The sequence below is a fragment of the Streptomyces sp. NPDC127038 genome, from assembly GCF_042725875.1.
In the GTDB taxonomy this organism is placed as follows: Bacteria; Actinomycetota; Actinomycetes; order Streptomycetales; family Streptomycetaceae; genus Streptomyces.
The window spans coordinates 44,769-61,879 of the sequence record NZ_JBHXDQ010000023.1 but is presented as its reverse complement, the minus strand read 5'-3'; the positions used below and the strand labels follow the sequence as shown (position 1 = coordinate 61,879).

General features: G+C 72.3%; 15 protein-coding genes. 9 read left to right on the top strand and 6 right to left on the bottom strand.

Features of this window, described 5'->3' with window-relative positions; genetic code table 11:
* The first annotated feature begins 74 nt into the window (after nt 1–74).
* Together ychF and ACFWI4_RS18290 are read left to right on the top strand one after the other, a co-directional pair.
* Nucleotides 75–1,163: a redox-regulated ATPase YchF gene (gene ychF / locus ACFWI4_RS18295; protein ID WP_387197099.1), complete on the top strand. Its 1,089-nt coding sequence runs from the start codon at nt 75–77 to the stop codon at nt 1,161–1,163.
* A gap of 184 nt (nt 1,164–1,347) precedes the next feature.
* The gene (locus tag ACFWI4_RS18290) at nt 1,348–2,766 is read left to right on the top strand and encodes an ATP-binding protein (protein WP_387197096.1); all 1,419 of its coding nucleotides are present in this window, start codon (nt 1,348–1,350) and stop codon (nt 2,764–2,766) included.
* Between the two features lie 54 nt (nt 2,767–2,820).
* Here the strand turns inward: ACFWI4_RS18290 and ACFWI4_RS18285 are convergent, their stop codons facing one another.
* On the bottom strand, nt 2,821–3,927 hold the full coding sequence (locus tag ACFWI4_RS18285) for a threonine synthase (RefSeq protein WP_387197093.1): 1,107 nt from the start codon (nt 3,925–3,927) through the stop codon (nt 2,821–2,823).
* 184 nt (nt 3,928–4,111) lie between these two features.
* Between ACFWI4_RS18285 and ACFWI4_RS18280 the strand changes: the two genes are divergently transcribed.
* The 6 genes from ACFWI4_RS18280 to ACFWI4_RS18255 all read left to right on the top strand — a co-directional run bounded on the left by ACFWI4_RS18280 (nt 4,112) and on the right by ACFWI4_RS18255 (nt 10,948).
* Complete coding sequence (locus ACFWI4_RS18280) at nt 4,112–5,380, top strand: DUF4190 domain-containing protein (protein WP_387197090.1); 1,269 nt, start codon at nt 4,112–4,114, stop codon at nt 5,378–5,380.
* Between the two features lie 148 nt (nt 5,381–5,528).
* Complete coding sequence (locus ACFWI4_RS18275) at nt 5,529–6,281, top strand: GntR family transcriptional regulator (protein ID WP_387197087.1); 753 nt, start codon at nt 5,529–5,531, stop codon at nt 6,279–6,281.
* A 305-nt stretch (nt 6,282–6,586) separates the two neighbouring features.
* Nucleotides 6,587–6,769 carry an SPOR domain-containing protein gene (locus ACFWI4_RS18270; protein ID WP_385402862.1) on the top strand — a complete coding sequence of 61 codons (183 nt, stop codon included), beginning with the start codon at nt 6,587–6,589 and terminating at the stop codon, nt 6,767–6,769.
* A 46-nt stretch (nt 6,770–6,815) separates the two neighbouring features.
* Nucleotides 6,816–7,223 (top strand): (deoxy)nucleoside triphosphate pyrophosphohydrolase, encoded by a 408-nt coding sequence (locus tag ACFWI4_RS18265; protein ID WP_387197083.1) that lies wholly within the window; start codon nt 6,816–6,818, stop codon nt 7,221–7,223.
* Between the two features lie 129 nt (nt 7,224–7,352).
* Nucleotides 7,353–7,832, top strand: a complete 480-nt coding sequence (locus tag ACFWI4_RS18260) for an ATP-binding protein (RefSeq protein WP_387197080.1) — start codon at nt 7,353–7,355, stop codon at nt 7,830–7,832.
* 284 nt (nt 7,833–8,116) lie between these two features.
* Entirely contained in the window at nt 8,117–10,948 is a 2,832-nt protein-coding gene (locus ACFWI4_RS18255) for a SpoIIE family protein phosphatase (protein ID WP_387197077.1), read from the top strand.
* 22 nt (nt 10,949–10,970) lie between these two features.
* Here the strand turns inward: ACFWI4_RS18255 and ACFWI4_RS18250 are convergent, their stop codons facing one another.
* Complete coding sequence (locus ACFWI4_RS18250; RefSeq protein WP_387197074.1) at nt 10,971–12,572, bottom strand: hypothetical protein; 1,602 nt, start codon at nt 12,570–12,572, stop codon at nt 10,971–10,973.
* Between the two features lie 247 nt (nt 12,573–12,819).
* Between ACFWI4_RS18250 and ACFWI4_RS18245 the strand changes: the two genes are divergently transcribed.
* Nucleotides 12,820–13,143, top strand: coding sequence for a hypothetical protein (locus ACFWI4_RS18245; RefSeq protein ID WP_387197071.1), 324 nt, complete (start codon nt 12,820–12,822; stop codon nt 13,141–13,143).
* Nucleotides 13,144–13,155: 12 nt separating this feature from the next.
* Here ACFWI4_RS18245 and ACFWI4_RS18240 read toward each other — a convergent pair whose 3' ends face one another.
* Genes ACFWI4_RS18240 through ACFWI4_RS18225 form a run of 4 tightly spaced genes read right to left on the bottom strand, consistent with a single transcriptional unit; the run spans nt 13,156 to nt 17,102 of the window.
* Complete coding sequence (locus ACFWI4_RS18240; RefSeq protein ID WP_387197068.1) at nt 13,156–13,926, bottom strand: succinate dehydrogenase/fumarate reductase iron-sulfur subunit; 771 nt, start codon at nt 13,924–13,926, stop codon at nt 13,156–13,158.
* Nucleotides 13,923–15,890, bottom strand: coding sequence for a fumarate reductase/succinate dehydrogenase flavoprotein subunit (locus ACFWI4_RS18235; RefSeq protein ID WP_387197065.1), 1,968 nt, complete (start codon nt 15,888–15,890; stop codon nt 13,923–13,925). The genes ACFWI4_RS18240 and ACFWI4_RS18235 overlap by 4 nt, the downstream gene beginning before the upstream one ends.
* 18 nt (nt 15,891–15,908) lie before the next feature.
* On the bottom strand, nt 15,909–16,730 hold the full coding sequence (locus ACFWI4_RS18230) for a hypothetical protein (protein WP_385402842.1): 822 nt from the start codon (nt 16,728–16,730) through the stop codon (nt 15,909–15,911).
* A 45-nt stretch (nt 16,731–16,775) separates the two neighbouring features.
* The gene (locus tag ACFWI4_RS18225) at nt 16,776–17,102 is read right to left on the bottom strand and encodes a hypothetical protein (RefSeq protein WP_387197062.1); all 327 of its coding nucleotides are present in this window, start codon (nt 17,100–17,102) and stop codon (nt 16,776–16,778) included.
* Nucleotides 17,103–17,111 lie beyond the last annotated feature (9 nt).

Below are 17,111 nucleotides of genomic sequence, written 5' to 3'. Positions count from 1 at the left end.
ACGCCGTAGACTGGTGGATCGGCCCGCTCTTCTGGAGGGCCCTTCGCCCATCCTCTCGTACGGGAAGTCGCAACGTGTCGCTCACGATCGGAATCGTCGGTCTGCCCAATGTCGGCAAGTCGACCCTGTTCAACGCCCTGACCAAGAACGACGTGCTCGCGGCCAACTACCCGTTCGCCACGATCGAGCCGAACGTCGGCGTGGTCGGTGTCCCCGACCCCCGGCTGACCAAGCTGGCCGAAATCTTCTCCTCGCAGAAGATCCTCCCGGCGACCGTCGACTTCGTCGACATCGCGGGCATCGTGCGCGGCGCGAGCGAGGGCGAGGGCCTGGGCAACAAGTTCCTCGCCAACATCCGCGAGTCGGACGCGATCTGCCAGGTCATCCGTGCGTTCAAGGACGAGAACGTCGTGCACGTCGACGGCAAGGTCTCGCCGAAGGACGACATCGAGACGATCAACACCGAGCTGATCCTCGCCGACCTCCAGACGATCGAGAAGGTCCTGCCGCGCCTCCAGAAGGAGTCGCGCATCAAGAAGGACATCGGGCCCAAGGTCGCGGCGGTCGAGGCGGCCAAGGAGATCCTGGAGAAGGGCGACACCCTCTTCTCCGCGGGCATCGTCCAGGGCTCCGGCAACGAGGAGCTGCTGCACGACCTGCACCTGCTCACGACCAAGCCGTTCCTGTACGTCTTCAACGTGGACGAGGACGAGCTGGTCGACGACGACTTCAAGGCCGAGCAGCGCGCGCTGGTCGCCCCGGCCGAGGCGATCTTCCTCAACGCCAAGCTGGAGCAGGACCTCGCCGAGCTCGACGAGGAGGACGCCCTGGAGCTCCTGGAGTCGGTCGGTGCCGAGGAGCCCGGCCTCGCCACCCTGGCCCGCGTCGGCTTCAACACCCTCGGCCTCCAGACCTACCTGACGGCCGGCCCCAAGGAGTCCCGCGCCTGGACCATCAAGAAGGGCGCGACGGCCCCCGAGGCCGCCGGTGTGATCCACACCGACTTCCAGAAGGGCTTCATCAAGGCCGAGGTCATCTCCTTCGCCGACCTGGTCGAGACGGGCTCGGTCGCCGAGGCCCGCGCCAAGGGCAAGGCCCGCATGGAGGGCAAGGAGTACGTCATGCAGGACGGCGACGTGGTGGAGTTCCGCTTCAACGTGTAGCGGGTGACGTACGACCGTGCCGCCGATCCGGTGAACGCGCAGGTCGGAAGGGGCTCGACTCTCAGGGGTCGGGCCCCTTCGTCTTTTCGCGGTCCGTGGCTCCGCGTGTCGGCCGGCGAGATCTGCCTACTAACGTCAATGTTGCTAACATCGATGTTAGTTTCATGGCTGGGGGTGGGTGAGCATGGTGGACTTCGTGGGCCGTCGGCAGGAGCTGGCGACGCTGGAGCGAGAGCTGCGGAAGGTGGCGACAGGGGTCGGCGGGGAGCGTCCCGGTCGGTGCGTGATGCTGCGCGGGCGGCGCCGGGTGGGCAAGTCGCGGCTGGTCGAGCGGTTCGCGGAACGCTCCGGAGCCCCGTTCCTGTTCTACGCCGCGACCGGTGCGTCCCCCGAGGGGGATCTCGCACGGCTGGCCCGGGACGCCCAGGCGTCGACGCTGCCGCTGGCGGGGCTGGTGGCCGCCGCCCGGCCGGAGAGCTGGGACGCCGCGTTCGACGTGCTGGCCGCAGCGCTGCCGGCCGACCGGGCGAGCGTGCTGGTCATCGACGAGGTGCCCTATCTGATGGACGCCGACGGCGCCTTCGAGGGGATGCTGCAACGGGCCTGGGACCGGGTACTGGAGACCAGGCCGGTGCTGCTGGTCCTCATCGGGTCCGATCTGTCGATGATGGAGGCCCTGAACAGCTATGGACGCCCCTTCCACCAGCGCGGCCGGGAGATGGTGCTGGGCCCGCTCAACCCCGCCGAGGTGGGGCGGATGCTCGGGCTGGATCCGGCGGAAGCCTTCGACGCCGCGCTGGTCACCGGAGGGCTGCCGCTGATCTGCGCGGAGTGGCCCCGGGGCGCGGGGCTCTGGGACTTTCTCGGTGAGGCGCTGACCGACCCGGTCTCGGCCCTGCTGGTGTCGGCCGAACGTTCGCTGGCCGCCGAATTCCCGCCACAGGCTCAGGCGCGTACGGTGCTGGCGGCCATCGGCAGTGGTGAGCGGACCTTCACCAACATCGCCCGTGCGGCCGGCGGGATCGGGGCCACGCCGCTGCAACGAGCACTGGAGCTGCTCACGGACAAGCGGATCGTCGCCGCGGAGCTGCCCGTGTCGCCGCGTCCCTCGAAGGACCGCCGCTACCGCGTGGCGGATCCCTACCTGCGGTTCTGGCTGCACCTGCTCGGTCCGTCCATGGAGGAGATCGAGCGAGGGCGGGGCGATCTGACCCTGGCGCGCATCCGGGAGAACTGGACCAGCTGGCGCGGCCGGGCCGTCGAGCCGGTGGTCCGTGAGGCCCTGGCGCGGATACTGCCCGACGACCGGCTGCCCGCGGCCCCCGTGGTGGGTGGCTACTGGACCCGCACCAACGACGTCGAGATCGACATCGTGGGGGCGGACCGTGCCCCCGTCGCCAAGGAGCTGTTCTTCGTGGGCTCGGTCAAGTGGCTGGAGCGTGCGCCCTTCGACCGGCACGACCTGGCGGCTCTCCACCGCCACCGTGCCGCCCTCACCGACGAACCCGTTCCCGTCGTGGCGGTCTCGCGCGGCGGTGTCGACTGCCCGGGGCTCGACGCCGCCTACGGCCCCGAGGACCTGCTGGCCGCCTGGCCGCTGTGAGGGGCGGCCGGCAGGCCGGGCGCGTGCATCGGTGAGCGTCCGGGCGTCCGCTCCTCAGGCGCCCGCCATGCCCGTCTTCGCTCCCGCGCCGCACAGCGGCACCACCGCCTCGCGGCCCGACAGGGCACCCGCACGGACCGCCGCCCAGCAGGCCACCCCCGTCGACTCCACGTACAGCCCGCGGCCCGCGAGATCCGTCTGCGCGTGGCGGATCTCGTCCTCCGTGACCGTCAGGAAGCCGCCGCCGGAGGCGCGTACCGCGCGCAGGACCTGACGGGCGCGCGGCGGGTGCGGGATCGCGATGCCCTCGGCGAACGTGGGCGCCGCGGGGGTGACCCCGACGAGGTCGTCGGACCCCTCGGACCAGGCCCGGGCCAGCGGCGCGACGGCGGCGGTCTGGACGGCGTACAGCGCGGGTCTCCTGTCGATCAGCCCCGCCGCGTGCAGTTCGGCCACCGCGAGGGCGGCGCCGAGGAGCAGCGTGCCGTTGCCGACCGGCACCACCACGACGTCCGGCAGCCGTCCGCCGAGGTCCTCCCAGAGTTCGTGGACGTACGTCTTGGTGCCGTGCAGGAAGTACGGGTTGTGGACGTGCGAGGCGTAGAAGACGCCGTCCTCGTCCGCCGCCTCGCGCGCCGCGCGTGCCGTCGCCTCGCGGTCGCCCTCGACCACCCGCAGCCGGGCCCCGTGCGCGTCGATCTGCTCCAGCTTCTTCGCGGAGGTGCCCTCGGGGACGTAGACGGTGCAGGGCAGTCCGGCCCTGGCGCAGTACGCGGCGAGAGCCGTGCCCGCGTTGCCGCTGCTGTCCGCGATCACCCGCCGGGGCCCGAGCCGCAGTGCCAGTTCGGCCAGCAGCACGGCCCCGCGGTCCTTGAACGACAGCGTCGGCATCAGGAAGTCGAGCTTGGCGAGGACGCCCTCGCGCAGCGGGACCAGGGGAGTGCGGCCCTCGCCGAGGCTGACCGTGGGCGCGGCCAGCGGCAGGCACTCGGCGTACCGCCACAGCGAGTTCACCCGGCCGGCCAGGGAGGCGAGGGGAGCCGGCGTCGGGGCGAAGTCCAGGTCGAGCGGGCCCCGGCAGACCGGGCAGCACCAGGCGAGCGAGCCGGCGGGGACCCGCGTGCCGTCCGTCGGGCAGAAGCAGTCCGGCAGTGCAGTCATGGGTGCAGGTTAGACGCGCCACCGGGGGACGGGACGTTTCGCGCGTCCCGGGGCGGCCGGTGCCCCGGAGCTGCCCGACGGCCTCCGTCACGGCCGCGCCCGCGCCCCGCTTACGATGCGCGCAGCCATTCGGCAGTCGTACGCGCGTTCCGTCGCGTACGGATGATGAGGAGCAAGAGAAGACGTGGCCATACCCCCGCCGCCCGGCCCGCAGCAGCCCGAGGGGCAGTACCCGCCGCCGGGGACGCCGCCGTACCCGCACGCTCCGTATCCCCCGTACCCCCAGGGGCCCTCCCCCGAAGGGACCTCCCCGCAGGGGCAGTACCCGCAGGGTCCGTACCCGCAGTACCCGTACCCGGGCCCGTACCAGCCCTGGGGGCAGGGCTACTCCCCGTACAACCGGCCCGTCCCCTTCAACGGGCTCGCGATCGCGGCGCTGGTCCTCGGCATCCTCTGCTTCCTGCCGGCCGTCGGGCTGGTGCTCGGCATCGTGGCGCTCGTGCAGATCAAAAAGCGTGGCGAGCGCGGCAAGGGCATGGCCGTGGCGGGCATGATCCTGTCCTCGATCGGCGTCGTCCTGCTCGCGCTGATGGTCGCCACCGGGGGAGCCCGCGACTTCTGGGACGGCTTCAAGGAGGGGGCCTCCGGCAGCGGCAACACGTTCTCCCTGCACAAGGGCGAGTGCTTCGACGCGCCGAACGGCACCCTGGAGGGCGTCGCCTACGACGTCGACATCGTGCCGTGCTCCGGGAAGCACGACGCCGAGGTGTTCGCCGAGGCGACCGCCCACGACGGCTCCTACCCGGGCGACTCCGCGGTCTCCGCCGAGGCCGGGGACATGTGCTACACCCTCACGGACACGTACGCCATGGACGGCTGGGCCGTCCCGGACGACGTCGACGTCTACTACTTCACGCCGACCCGGCAGAGCTGGGGCACGGGTGACCGCGAGATCACCTGCATGTTCGGGAACACCGACGAGCACGCGAGCCTGACCGGTTCGCTGCGCAAGGACTCCACGACGCTCGACGCGGACCAGCTCGCCTACCTGGAGGCGGCGCGGATCCTCAACAGGGCGATGGACACGGCCCCCGACGCGCAGTACGTGGAGGACGACCTGCCGGGCCACAAGAAGTGGGCGACCAGGGTCTCGGGAGCTCTCGTGAAGCAGACCGGACTGCTCCGCGACCACACCTTCGCGCCCGCCGCCGGTGAGCGGGTCGCGGTCCTGGCCAAGGATCTCGACCGGGCCAGGAAGGAGTGGGTGAAGGCCGCCCAGGCGCCGGACGCGGACACCTTCTACGCCCACTACGACAAGGCCCTGAAGCTCATGGCCCCCGACCGGACGGTCACGACCCGCAAGGCTCTGGGGCTCGCCACCACCCCGCCGAAGGAGGACCAGGGCGGAAGCGGTGGTAGCGGCGGCGAAGACGGCTCCGGAATCGAGGTGTGACGGCAGCCACAGTGGGGAGAAAGTGCCTGCGTAATGCCCTCAAGCGGCAGACGTCATCACATCGAGTGATTCTCTGGCCTTCGCTTGCATGGCACAACCCACGGTTGCCACGCTGTTGCTGTCTGTACAACCTGATGGGAGCGGCTAAGTGACATTCGGTGAGCAGCCGGCGTATCTGCGCGTCGCGGGTGATCTCCGCAAGAAGATCGTCGACGGTTCGCTGCCACCGCACACCCGGCTCCCCTCGCAGGCCAGGATCCGCGAGGAGTACGGGGTCTCGGACACGGTCGCCCTGGAGGCGCGCAAGGTGCTGATGGCCGAGGGCCTGGTCGAGGGCCGCTCCGGTTCGGGCACCTACGTCCGCGAGCGGCCGGTGCCGCGCCGCCTCGCCCGCTCCGGGTACCGGCCGGACAGCGGCGCCACGCCCTTCCGCCAGGAGCAGGCCGACTTCGCCGTGCGCGGCACCTGGGAGTCGCACAGCCGCCAGGTCGAGGCGAGCGGCGCGATCGCCGAGCGGCTGGCCATCCAGCCGGGCGACCGCGTGATGTGCACGAACTACGTCTACCGCGACGGCGGCGAGGCGATGATGCTCTCCACGTCCTGGGAGCCGCTCGCCGTGACGGGGCGTACGCCGGTGATGCTGCCCGAGGAGGGCCCGCTCGGCGGCATGGGGGTCGTCGAGCGGATGGCGGCCATCGACGTGATCGTGGACAACGTCACCGAGGAGGTCGGCGCGCGCCCCGGCCTCGCCGAGGAACTCCTGGCGCTCGGCGGCGTCCCCGGTCATGTGGTCGTCGTCATCCAGCGCACGTTCTACGCGTCGGGCCGCCCGGTGGAGACCGCCGACGTCGTGGTCCCGGCGGACCGCTACCGCATCGCTTATCACCTGCCGGTGAAGTGACCCCGTGTCACGTTCGCGCGCGGCCCAACGGGGCGGACGCTGAACCCGGTTGGAATCCGGCCTTTCTCGCATGGCGGACAGGGGGCGACTTCGCCCTGCTCGACGGCGCGCGGGGAGTCATGAGCGGCGCGTTCGATGGCGTACGCCCCCCGGGTCGCCGTTCCTTACTGGCCGGTTGCGTACCTCTTTGTGTAAACCCGTGTTCGCTGCGTGAAGGTAAGGCGTACGCTCGGGCATATGCGTATTGCGGTTTCGATGGAATGCGGGGTTCGACGGGGGCCCGAGGCGGGAAGTGGAGGGGCTCGATGAACGACAGCATGATCACGCTTCCCTGGCTCGTCATACGGCAGGACGACAACGGCAATCGCTATCGCGTGGGCAGGTACGCGACCCGGGCCGAGGCCCAGAAGATCGCGGACAGCCTCGACAGCCGCGGCCACAAGCAGCTCTACTGGGTCGAGCGGGTCGGGCCGAACGGAGTCCGCTGAGTCGCCCGGCGCCGCACCCCCTCTCCGCTCCCGTAGGCTCCGGCGCATGACGGAACGGATCGTGGTGGTCGCGGGCGCCGTGGTGCGCGACGGACAACTGCTCGCGGCCCGCCGCAGCGCACCCCCCGAACTCGCCGGGCGCTGGGAGCTGCCGGGCGGCAAGGTCGAGCCCGGCGAGACCCCCGACCGCGCCCTCGTGCGCGAGTTGCGCGAGGAACTCGGCGTCGACGTGCGCGCGCTGGAGCGCGTCCCCGGTGAGTGGCCCCTGAAAGCGGGTTACGTCCTCGTGGTCTGGGCCGCCCGGCTGCTGCCCGGCTCCGCCGAACCGGAACCCCTCCAGGACCACGACGAACTGCGCTGGCTGACGCCCGGGGAGATCTGGGACGTGGACTGGCTCGACCAGGACGTGCCGGCGGTCAAGAGCGCACTGCCGTGGCTCGGTCCGGGCGCGTGACGATCCCGCTGCCCCCTCGTGCGCCGTTCGCGCCATAGCGTGCGCCCGGAGCGGTAAAGCTCCACCGATACCGGGTATGTGCCCATTAACCACCCGAAACCGGGCGTGGGTGGGTTTCTGGTCTGGGAAGTGATCGGCTTGATCGACACTGACGGCTACTGCGCCGAGTGGACCTTTCCCGCGGAGCCCGGTGCCGTCCGCACCGCCCGGGCCGTCGTCCGTGGACAACTGCGCGAGTGGGATCTCGAATCCCTCGGCGACATCACCGCACTGCTCGTCAGCGAGCTGGTGACGAACTCGCTCCGGCACGCGACGGGCCCGATCGGCGTCCGCCTCGTACGCCCCGAGGGCGGACCGGACGCGCCGGGCGGACAGCAGCCGGCGGGGGAACGCGACGCGCCGGGCGGTCCGGGCCGGCCCGGTGGCCCGGGGTCGCTGCGCGTCGAGGTCTCGGACCCGCTGCCGGACCCGCCCCGCGAACGGGCCGCGGACACCTCCGACGAGAGCGGCCGCGGACTCCAGCTCGTGGCCGGATCGTGCAGACGCTGGGGCACCTGGCCCGCGGACACCGGCAAGACGGTCTGGTTCGAACTGGCCGTCCCGGACTGAGGGACGGCGGCGCGTTCCGGCCGGGGGCCGCGGGCGCGTTCCGTTCCTGGGGGCGGTCGCGCGGCACGCGGCCGGATCACGCTCCCGACCGGAGTCCGCTTGTTTGGTTCGACGGGGCGCCACCTGGTTAGAAGACTGGGAGTATGTCGCGGCCGGTCCAAAAACCATCGGGACCGTGCTGTGATCGTGAACACCGTGTCGTGCGGCCCCGTAGTGCTGGATACTGCGGGCAGCCGCCCCCGGTGACCGGTGCCGGACGCGGTGAGCTGGAGGGGACGGTTCGCGTGAGCGAGATACCAGCGAAGGCCACGGAGTCCGAGGACCCGTCGGACGGCGCGAGGGCTGATGCGGCGGGCGATTTCGCGCGCGCGGTTCCGGGCGGGGCCGCGGTCGGCACGGACGCGGCGGACGGCACGGCGTCGGGTGCGGCGCCGGCGGCGTCGGGCGCGCCAGAGGACGAGACCGGTGGCGAGACCCGTGACGTGCCCCGTGACGCGACCGGCGGCGGGACCGGCGAGACACCTGCTGACGTGACCGGCGAGGTGCCCGGCGACCTGACCGGCGAGGTGCCCGGCGACGCGACCGGCGACGTGCCCGGTGACGCGATGTGGCAGAGCAGTCCGCCCGGTTCCATCTACGACTACATCAAGGCCGCCTCCTTCTCCATCGGCGCGGACGGACTCGTCGACCAGTGGAGCCTGCGCGCCGAGCAGATCTTCGGCATCCCGGCGGAACGGGCCGTCGGCCTCGACCCCATCGAGGCGTTCGTCCCCGCCGACCGGCGCGAGTCCGGCCAGCGGAAGATGGCCGAGATCCTGGACGGCCGTGAGTGGACCGGGATCGTGCCCTTCCGCACACCCGCCGCCGAGGGGGCGGGCGAGGGCGCCGAGGACTCCGCGGCCAGGGAGGGCCTCGCCGAGGTCTATGTGATGCCGACGACCACCGAACACGGCGAACGGGCCGCCGTATGCATCGTGGTGGACGTCCGGACCCTGCGGACGATCGAGACGGACCTCGCCGCCTCGCAGGCCATTTTCGGTCAATCTCCGTTCGGCTTCCTGCTGATCGACACCGAACTCCAGGTGCGGCGCGCCAACCAGCGGTTCGCCTCGATCTTCGGCGGCACGGTCGACGACCACCGCGGCAAGGGCGTCCACGACTATCTCCCGCACGCGGAGGCCGAGCGGGTGACGGCGGTCCTGCGCCGGGTCCTCGAAACCGGCGACTCCATCACGGACATGCACGTCACCGGGCAGGTCCCCGGCTCCGACGAGCGCCGCCACTGGTCCATCAACCTCTACCGGGTGCACAGCGGCAGCGGCCGTCCCATCGGCATCGCCTGGCTCGGAACCGACATCACCTCCCGCCGCGCCGCCGCCCGCGAAGCGGCCGCCGCCCGGCGCAATCTCGCCCTCCTGAACGAGGCCGGCGCCCGCATAGGCAACTCCCTCGACCTGGAGACCACCGCACGCGAACTCCTCGACGTCGTGGTCCCCGGCTTCTGCGACCTCGCGACGGTCGACCTGTACCAGGGACTGCTGGCCGGCGACGAGACCCCGCCCGGCCTCGCGGACGGCAGCGCCGAACTCCGCCGGGTGGCCTTCGCCAGCGCCGTCTCCGACGCGCCCTTCGCCGGCGGCCCGGCGCCCGTCGCGGTCGGCGCGGTCCACCACTACCCCTTCAACTCGCCCTGCGCGGACGCCCTGCGCACCGCGCGGCCCCAGCACCTCCCCGCCGACGACGGCGGCCTCATACAGTCCACGCTCGCCGTCCCGATGGTCGCCCACGACACGGTCGTCGGACTCGCCCAGTTCTCCCGTACGAAGGGCAGCGAACCGTTCGGGGAACGCGACCGGGCCCTGGCCGTCGAGCTCGCCGCCCGCGCCGCCGTCTGTATCGACAACGCGCGCCTGTACCGCCGCGAGCACGAACGCGCCCTCATCCTCCAGCGGTCCCTGCTGCCCCCGGGCGACCCCGAGGCCTCGGGTCTCGACATCGCGTGCCGCTATCTGCCGGGCAACGCGGCGACGGAGGTCGGCGGCGACTGGTTCGACGTCATCGAACTCCCGGGCCACCGCACGGCGCTCGTGGTGGGCGACGTGATGGGCCGCGGACTGCGCGCCGCCGTCGCGATGGGCGAACTGCGCACCGCCGTACGCACCTTGGCGCTGCTCGACCTCGAACCCGCCGAGGTCCTCTCGGCGCTGGACGAGATCGCGCGCGGCCTCGGCACCCCCGGAGGGGTCCAGCAGGCCACCCGCACCGGCCGCCAGTCCCGCGACGCCGACCTCTCCGAGGTGTACCTCGCGACGTGCGTCTACGCCGTCTACGACTCCGTGACCCGCCGGTGCACCTTCGCCAACGCCGGCCATCTGCCGCCCGTCCTCGTCGAACCCGGCGAGAACGCGCTGATGCTCGACGTGCCGCCCGGCATGCCGCTCGGGGTGGGCGGCGAGCCCTTCGAGGAGGTGGAGGTCGAACTGCCCGAGGGCGCCCTGCTGGCGCTCTACACGGACGGCCTGGTCGAATCGCGCGACCACCCCCTCGACGAGGGCCTCCAGGCGTTCGTCGGCGCCCTCACCGACCCCTCCAGGCCGCTGGAGGACGTCTGCGACCACGTCCTGAACACCCTCGACACCCACCACGGCGAGGACGACATCGCCCTGCTGATGGCACGCGTCCAGGGACTGCCCGCCGAGTCCGTGGGCGACTGGACCCTGCCGCGCGAGCCGCGCAGCGTGGGACGGGCCCGTGAGTACGCGCGCACCCAGCTCGTCGCCTGGGACCTCGAACCCCTCGTCGACACGACGGAATTGCTGGTCAGCGAACTGGTGACGAACGCCCTGCGCTACGGCGAGGGCGAGATCAGGCTGCGGCTCCTCCTCGACCGCACCCTCGTCTGCGAGGTCTGGGACGCCGGACTCGTCCAGCCGCGCCGCCGCCGCGCCCGCGACACCGACGAGGGCGGCCGGGGCCTTCAGCTGGTCGGTCTCCTCTCCGCCGGCTGGGGCTCGCGCCGCACCCCGCGCGGCAAGACGGTGTGGTTCGAACTCCCCCTCCCGGACGGAGGAACACCCCTCACGGACCCGGCGGAAGCACTCCTGAGCCTCTTCTGACCGGACCCCGTGACGTGGCCGGTCAGGTGAAGTAGGCCCCCCGGCGGCCCCGGGTGCGCGGGCCGCCGTAGCTCATCGGGCCGCCCTCGCCGTCGCCCGGCAGGATCCCGCCCAGCACCGCGCCACCCGCTCCCGCGCCGCCGCGGCCGCCCGAGGGGTTGCCGTACGCCCGTACGTCCCGTTCGGCGAGTCGGCGGGCCTCCCGGGCGAGGCCGTCGGCGCGCAGCACCTCGGAGAGCGGGACGGGGTCGGGCCCGAGCAGCCGCCGTGCCTCGGCCAGCCGGGTCCGCGCCTCGCTGCCGACCGCCCCGCGGTGGGTGCCGATGAAGCAGGCGGCCCCGCCGAGCGCGCTGTGGGCGGGGGCCAGCGCGTGGCCGCGCCCGTCGGGGACGTCACCGCCGCCCGCCGCGGCCAGGCCCGCGGCCGCCTCCGTCACCCGGCGCAGCGCCTCCAGCGGATCGTGGGGTCCGGCCGCCGTCTCGTGCCGTACGGCGGACAGCGCGGACTCCGTGTGCCCGAGGGCCCCGACGAGCCCGGCGCGGGCGTCCGGGGGGAGGGCCAGGGCCGCGTCCCGCGCCGCCTCCGCCGCCGCGACGGCCCCCGGCAGCCCGGCCGCCGCCGAGGCCAGTTCGCCGGCCAGCCGCTCCACGCCGTCCGCCAGGTCCGAGGCCTGCGCCAACGCTCCCTCCGCGGCCCGCAGATGGGCCGCCGCCTTGGCGCCGTCGCCCCGGTCCGCGTACTGGCGTGCCTGGTTGAGATGGGACGTCGTGAACAGCAGCCGGTCCTTGGCCTGTTCGGCGTGGCCCGCGACCGGGAGGAAGGCGGCGGGCGCGTACCGCTCGTGGAGACCGGCGAGCGTCGCCTCGGCGGCGCGGGTGCGCGCGCCGGCCTCACGGAAGCGGGCCTCCGCGGACTCCAGCGCGGCCACCGCGTTGCGCTCCAGGGCCCGGATCTGGTCGAACCCGGGAGCCGCGGTGTCCAGCCGCTCCCCGGCGTCCTGGCACAGGGCGACGATCTCCTCCAGGACGTCCCTGCGGTCGTCCTCGTCCCCGGCCGGGTCCGCGCCGGTGCCGCCCGCCTCCGCCTCGTCCAGGCGCTGGCGCAGCCGGAACGCCACGGCGAGTGCGGCCTGCGCGTGCCGCAGGTCGTACACGAACGGTTCGAGCGCGTCGCCCGCGGACCGTTCCGCGGCGACGTCGAGTTCCTCGGCGCAGACCCGGGTGCAGTCGTCCGTCTCGACGAGCAATCGCCGTGCCTGCCGGTCGAGTTCGGGCAGCGGGGTGAGCGCGGGGTCGCCGCCGGGTGTCGTCCGTGTCGTCGCCCGCCGTCTGCGGCGCCCGTACCCGTACACCGCGACCGCGCCCGCCGCGCCCGCCGCGACCAGTGGCGGCACCAGATCGCCGGTCGCCGTGGCGTCCTGCGCGGTCACGGCCGCCGGAGCACCGGCCGGGGTGCCGGCCCCCGCCTCCCGTGCCGCGCCCGCCGGGGCCTCGCTTCCCGCGCGCGCCAGCGGCAGCAGCAGCCAGCCCGTCGCGACCAGCCCCCCGAGCACGGCATGCGCCACCCGCACGGCTATGTGCGACGGGACCCGGCGCGACCGGCTTCGGCTCTGGGGCGACGTCACATTTGGGAGCGTATGGCCGTTCGATCGCCTCCGCGACCGGTATACGAGGAGTTGGGGGCAGTTGGGGTACGGGAGATACGGGTGATCGCGAGAGGGGTTCGAGGGGCCCGTCCGGGCCCTCCCCCGGTGCGCGAGGACCGGGCCGACGCCGTACCGCGGACGAGGGCTCATGGGAGGTGACCGACGCCTGTCCGCGTGTCATGATCAGGTCGTGTGCCCTTCCGGCACGCGGGGGAATGGGGGACCGATGCACCGGTATCTCGTGGGGATCGACGCGCTGCTCGTCGTCGCGTACGCCGGGTTCGGCGTCGCGGCCCTGACGGCCTACTGGATTCCGCCGTGGTTCCGGCGCCGGGTCGTGCGCCCGAAGCTGTTCGGGTGGGGCGCGCTGGCGGGAGCCGCGGGCCTGGCCCTGGTCGTGCTGCCCGGACCCTTCCGCGGCCCCGACGCCGACCTGACGCCCGCGGCCATGGTGGGGATCCCCGTGTTCATCGCGGCCATGGTGCTCCAGGGCATGTCGCAGCACCCCGGCAGGCGCCACCCGGCCCCGGCGGACACCGGGACCGAGTGAGGCGGGACGCGCCTACGTCCTCCGTCTGGAGATCTTCGAGCCCAGCCACACGAGCGGGTCGTACTTGCGGTCGACGGCCCGTTCCTTCAGGGGGATCAGCGCGTTGTCCGTGATCTTGATGCCCTCGGGGCAGACCTCGGTGCAGCACTTGGTGATGTTGCAGTAGCCGAGGCCGTGCTCGTCCTGGGCCGTGGCCTTGCGGTCGAGCCCGGACTCCGCGGCCGCGTCCAGCGGATGCATGTCCAGTTCCGCGACCCGCATCAGGAAGCGCGGACCGGCGAACGCGGGCTTGTTCTCCTCGTGGTCACGGACCACATGGCAGGTGTCCTGGCACAGGAAGCACTCGATGCACTTGCGGAACTCCTGCGACCGGTCGACGTCCTCCTGCATCATCCGGTACTCGCCCGGCCCGACACCGGCGGGCGGCACGAACGCCGGGACCTGCCGCGCCTTGTCGTAGTTGAAGCCGACGTCGGTCACCAGGTCCCGTACGACCGGGAACGCGCGCAGCGGGGTGACGGTGATCGTCTCCTCGCGGCCGAACACCGACATCCGCGTCATGCACATCAGCCGCGGCCGGCCGTTGATCTCCGCCGAGCACGAACCGCACTTGCCCGCCTTGCAGTTCCAGCGCACGGCGAGGTCCGGGGCCCGGGTCGCCTGGATCCGGTGGATGATGTCGAGCACCACCTCGCCGTCGTTGACCTCGACCCCGAAGTCCTCCAGGCCGCCGCCCTTCACGTCCCCGCGCCACACCTTGAAGCGGGCTTCGTAGCTGCTCACTCGTACAGCTCCTCTTCGGCGAGGTACTTGACCAGCTCCTCCTTCTCGAAGAGGGCGAGCAGGTCGGGACGGATGGGCCGGGTGGTCTCGTTGACCAGGTCGATCTGTCCGGCCACCGGGTCGGTGGCGGCCAGCCCGCCGGTGGGGTCGGCCAGCCGGCACAGCAGGTTGATCCGGCGCCAGGAACGCTCCATCGCCGGGTGGTCCTCGCGGGTGTGCCCGCCGCGCGACTCGGCGCGCTCCAGCGCCGCCCGGGCCACGCACTCGCTGACCAGCAGCATGTTCCTGAGGTCCAGGGCCAGGTGCCAGCCCGGGTTGAACTGGCGGTGCCCCTCGACCCCGGCCCGGCGCGCCCGTACCCGCAGCTCGGCCAGTTTCTCCAGGGCCTGCTCCATCTCGCCCTCCCGGCGGATGATGCCGACCAGGTCGTTCATGGTCTGCTGGAGTTCCTGGTGCAGGGTGTACGGGTTCTCGGGCGGCTGCGCGGCGGGGGCGCCGCCGGCGGCCGGTGGGACGGACTCGGGGCCCTCGGCCGAGAAGGGCCGCAGCGCCTCCGCGGCGGCCGCGTCGACCTGGACGTCGTCCACCGGCGGGCGGGAGCCGGGAGCGGTGAGACCGGCCGCGTACTCCGCCGCGTGCAGGCCGGCCCGGCGTCCGAACACCAGCAGGTCGGAGAGGGAGTTGCCGCCCAGCCGGTTGGAGCCGTGCATCCCGCCCGCGACCTCGCCGGCCGCGAACAGCCCGGGCACCCCGCGCGCCGCCGCGGTGTCGGAGTCGACCGCGATGCCGCCCATGACGTAGTGGCAGGTGGGCCCGACCTCCATGGCCTCCGCCGTGATGTCGACGTCGGCCAGCTCCTTGAACTGGTGGTACATGGAGGGGAGCCGGCGCCGGATGACCTCGGCGGGCATCCGGGTGGACACGTCGAGGAAGACTCCGCCGTGCGGCGATCCCCGTCCCGCCTTCACCTCGGAGTTGATGGCCCGCGCCACCTCGTCGCGCGGCAGCAGCTCGGGCGGACGCCGGTTGTGGTCCGGGTCCTCGTACCAGCGGTCGCCCTCGTCCTCCGACTGCGCGTACTTCTCCTTGAAGACGTCGGGGATGTAGTCGAACATGAACCGCTTGCCCTCGGAGTTGCGCAGCACACCGCCGTCGCCACGCACCGACTCGGTGACGAGGATGCCCTTGACCGACGGCGGCCAGACCATGCCGGTCGGATGGAACTGCACGAACTCCATGTTCAGCAGCGGCGCCCCGGCGAGCAGCGCCAGCGCGTGCCCGTCGCCCGTGTACTCCCACGAGTTGGACGTCACCTTGAAGGACTTGCCGATCCCGCCCGTGGCGATCACCACCGAGGGCGCCCCGAGGACGAAGAAGCGCCCGGACTCCCGCTCGTAGCAGAAGGCCCCGGAGACCCGGTCCCCGTCCTTCAGTATCCGGGTGACGGTGCACTCCTGATAGACCTTCAGGCGCGACTCGTAGTCACCGGTCTCCTTCATGTCCTCCTGCTGCAGAGACACGATCTTCTGCTGGAGCGTGCGGATCAGTTCGAGTCCGGTGCGGTCGCCGACGTGGGCCAGGCGCGGATACTCGTGGCCGCCGAAGTTGCGCTGCGAGATCCTGCCGTCCTTCGTGCGGTCGAACAGCGCGCCCCAGGTCTCCAGTTCCCAGACCCGGTCCGGTGCCTCGCGGGCGTGCAGCTCGGCCATCCGCCACTGGTTGAGGAACTTGCCGCCGCGCATGGTGTCGCGGAAGTGGACCTGCCAGTTGTCGCCGGAGTTCACATTGCCCATGGCGGCCGCGATGCCGCCCTCGGCCATCACCGTATGGGCCTTGCCGAACAGCGACTTGCAGATCACCGCCGTACGGGCGCCGCGCTCGCGTGCCTCGATCGCGGCGCGCAGTCCGGCGCCGCCGGCACCGACCACGACGACGTCCCACTCCTGTCGGTCGACCACGGACATCAGGGGGCTCCACCCAATCTAGAAGAAGCGCGGATCGTCGAAGGCTCCGGACGCCACCAGGTACACGTAGAAGTCGGCGAGCGCCACGCTCACCAACGACGCCCAGGCCAGCAGCATGTGACGGGCGTTCAGTTTCCCGACCCACTGCCACATCCGGTACCGCACCGGATGCCTGGAGAAGTGCTTGAGCTTCCCGCCGACGATGTGCCGGCAGGAGTGGCAGGAGAGGGTGTACGCCCAGATCAGCGTGATGTTCACCAGGAACACCAGGGAGCCGAGGCCCATGTGGCCCCAGGCGTAGTGCTCGTCGCGGAAGGAGAGCACCGTGTCGTACGTGAGGATGCCGGCGACGACGAGGGCCGCGTAGAAGAAGTACCGGTGGACGTTCTGGAGGATCAGCGGGAAGCGCGTCTCGCCCGAGTACTTCTTGTGCGGCTCGGCCACCGCGCAGGCCGGGGGGCTCGCCCAGAAGCCCCGGTAGTAGGCCTTGCGGTAGTAGTAGCAGGTCAGCCGGAAGCCGAGCGGGAAGACCAGGATGATGATCGCGGGGGAGATGCCCCACCAGCTCCCGAACAGGTCCGCGTTCGGGCCGGAGCGCATCGTCCCGCACCGCTCCGCCAGACAGGGCGAGTAGAACGGCGAGACGTAGGGCGCCGCGTAGTAGTGCGTGTCCGAGAAGGCCCGCCACGTCGAGTACACGACGAAGGCCAGCAGCCCGGCCGCGGTGGCGGCGGGCGCCAGCCACCAGCGGTCGGTCCGCAGATGCGGGGCGGCGATCGCGGCGCGCGTACCCGTTCGTACACCGCCGCTGTTCAGATGGGGTTCCGTACCAGTGGCCAACTTCGCACTCCGGTCGGGTTCGGGGGCGCGCCGCCGTCGGGGGCGCTAGTGGGAGGGACCGTGGTGCGCGCCGAGACCCTCGTCGTCGGAATCGGTCCACAGGGAGCTGTCGTACGGGGTGTCGGGGACCGGCACCAGGTCGGGCAGCCGGCCGTACCCCGGTGCCGCCGGTCCCGGCACGCCCGGCAGCCCGGCCGCGCCGCCGGTCGCGCAGTCGCGCAGCAGCGCGAGGCTCTCCCGCAGACGGTCGGCGTCGGCGCGCACGCGGCGCATCTCCAGACCGGTGCCCAGCTGCTGTTCCAGGCGCCGCACCGACCGGTGCAGATCGTCGAGACAGCGCTGGACTGACGTCAGGTCGTCGTGCACGGACATGACTTGCCC

What these genes read in the sequence shown, in the direction of transcription:
- ACFWI4_RS18290 (WP_387197096.1), top strand. Translation starts at nt 1,348, where the DNA reads ATGGTGGACTTCGTGGGCCGTCGGCAGGAGCTGGCGACGCTGGAGCGA.
- ACFWI4_RS18285 (WP_387197093.1), bottom strand. Translation starts at nt 3,927, where the DNA reads ATGACTGCACTGCCGGACTGCTTCTGCCCGACGGACGGCACGCGGGTC.
- ACFWI4_RS18270 (WP_385402862.1), top strand. Translation starts at nt 6,587, where the DNA reads ATGAACGACAGCATGATCACGCTTCCCTGGCTCGTCATACGGCAGGAC.
- ACFWI4_RS18265 (WP_387197083.1), top strand. Translation starts at nt 6,816, where the DNA reads ATGACGGAACGGATCGTGGTGGTCGCGGGCGCCGTGGTGCGCGACGGA.
- ACFWI4_RS18245 (WP_387197071.1), top strand. Translation starts at nt 12,820, where the DNA reads ATGCACCGGTATCTCGTGGGGATCGACGCGCTGCTCGTCGTCGCGTAC.
- ACFWI4_RS18235 (WP_387197065.1), bottom strand. Translation starts at nt 15,890, where the DNA reads ATGTCCGTGGTCGACCGACAGGAGTGGGACGTCGTCGTGGTCGGTGCC.
- ACFWI4_RS18225 (WP_387197062.1), bottom strand. Translation starts at nt 17,102, where the DNA reads ATGTCCGTGCACGACGACCTGACGTCAGTCCAGCGCTGTCTCGACGAT.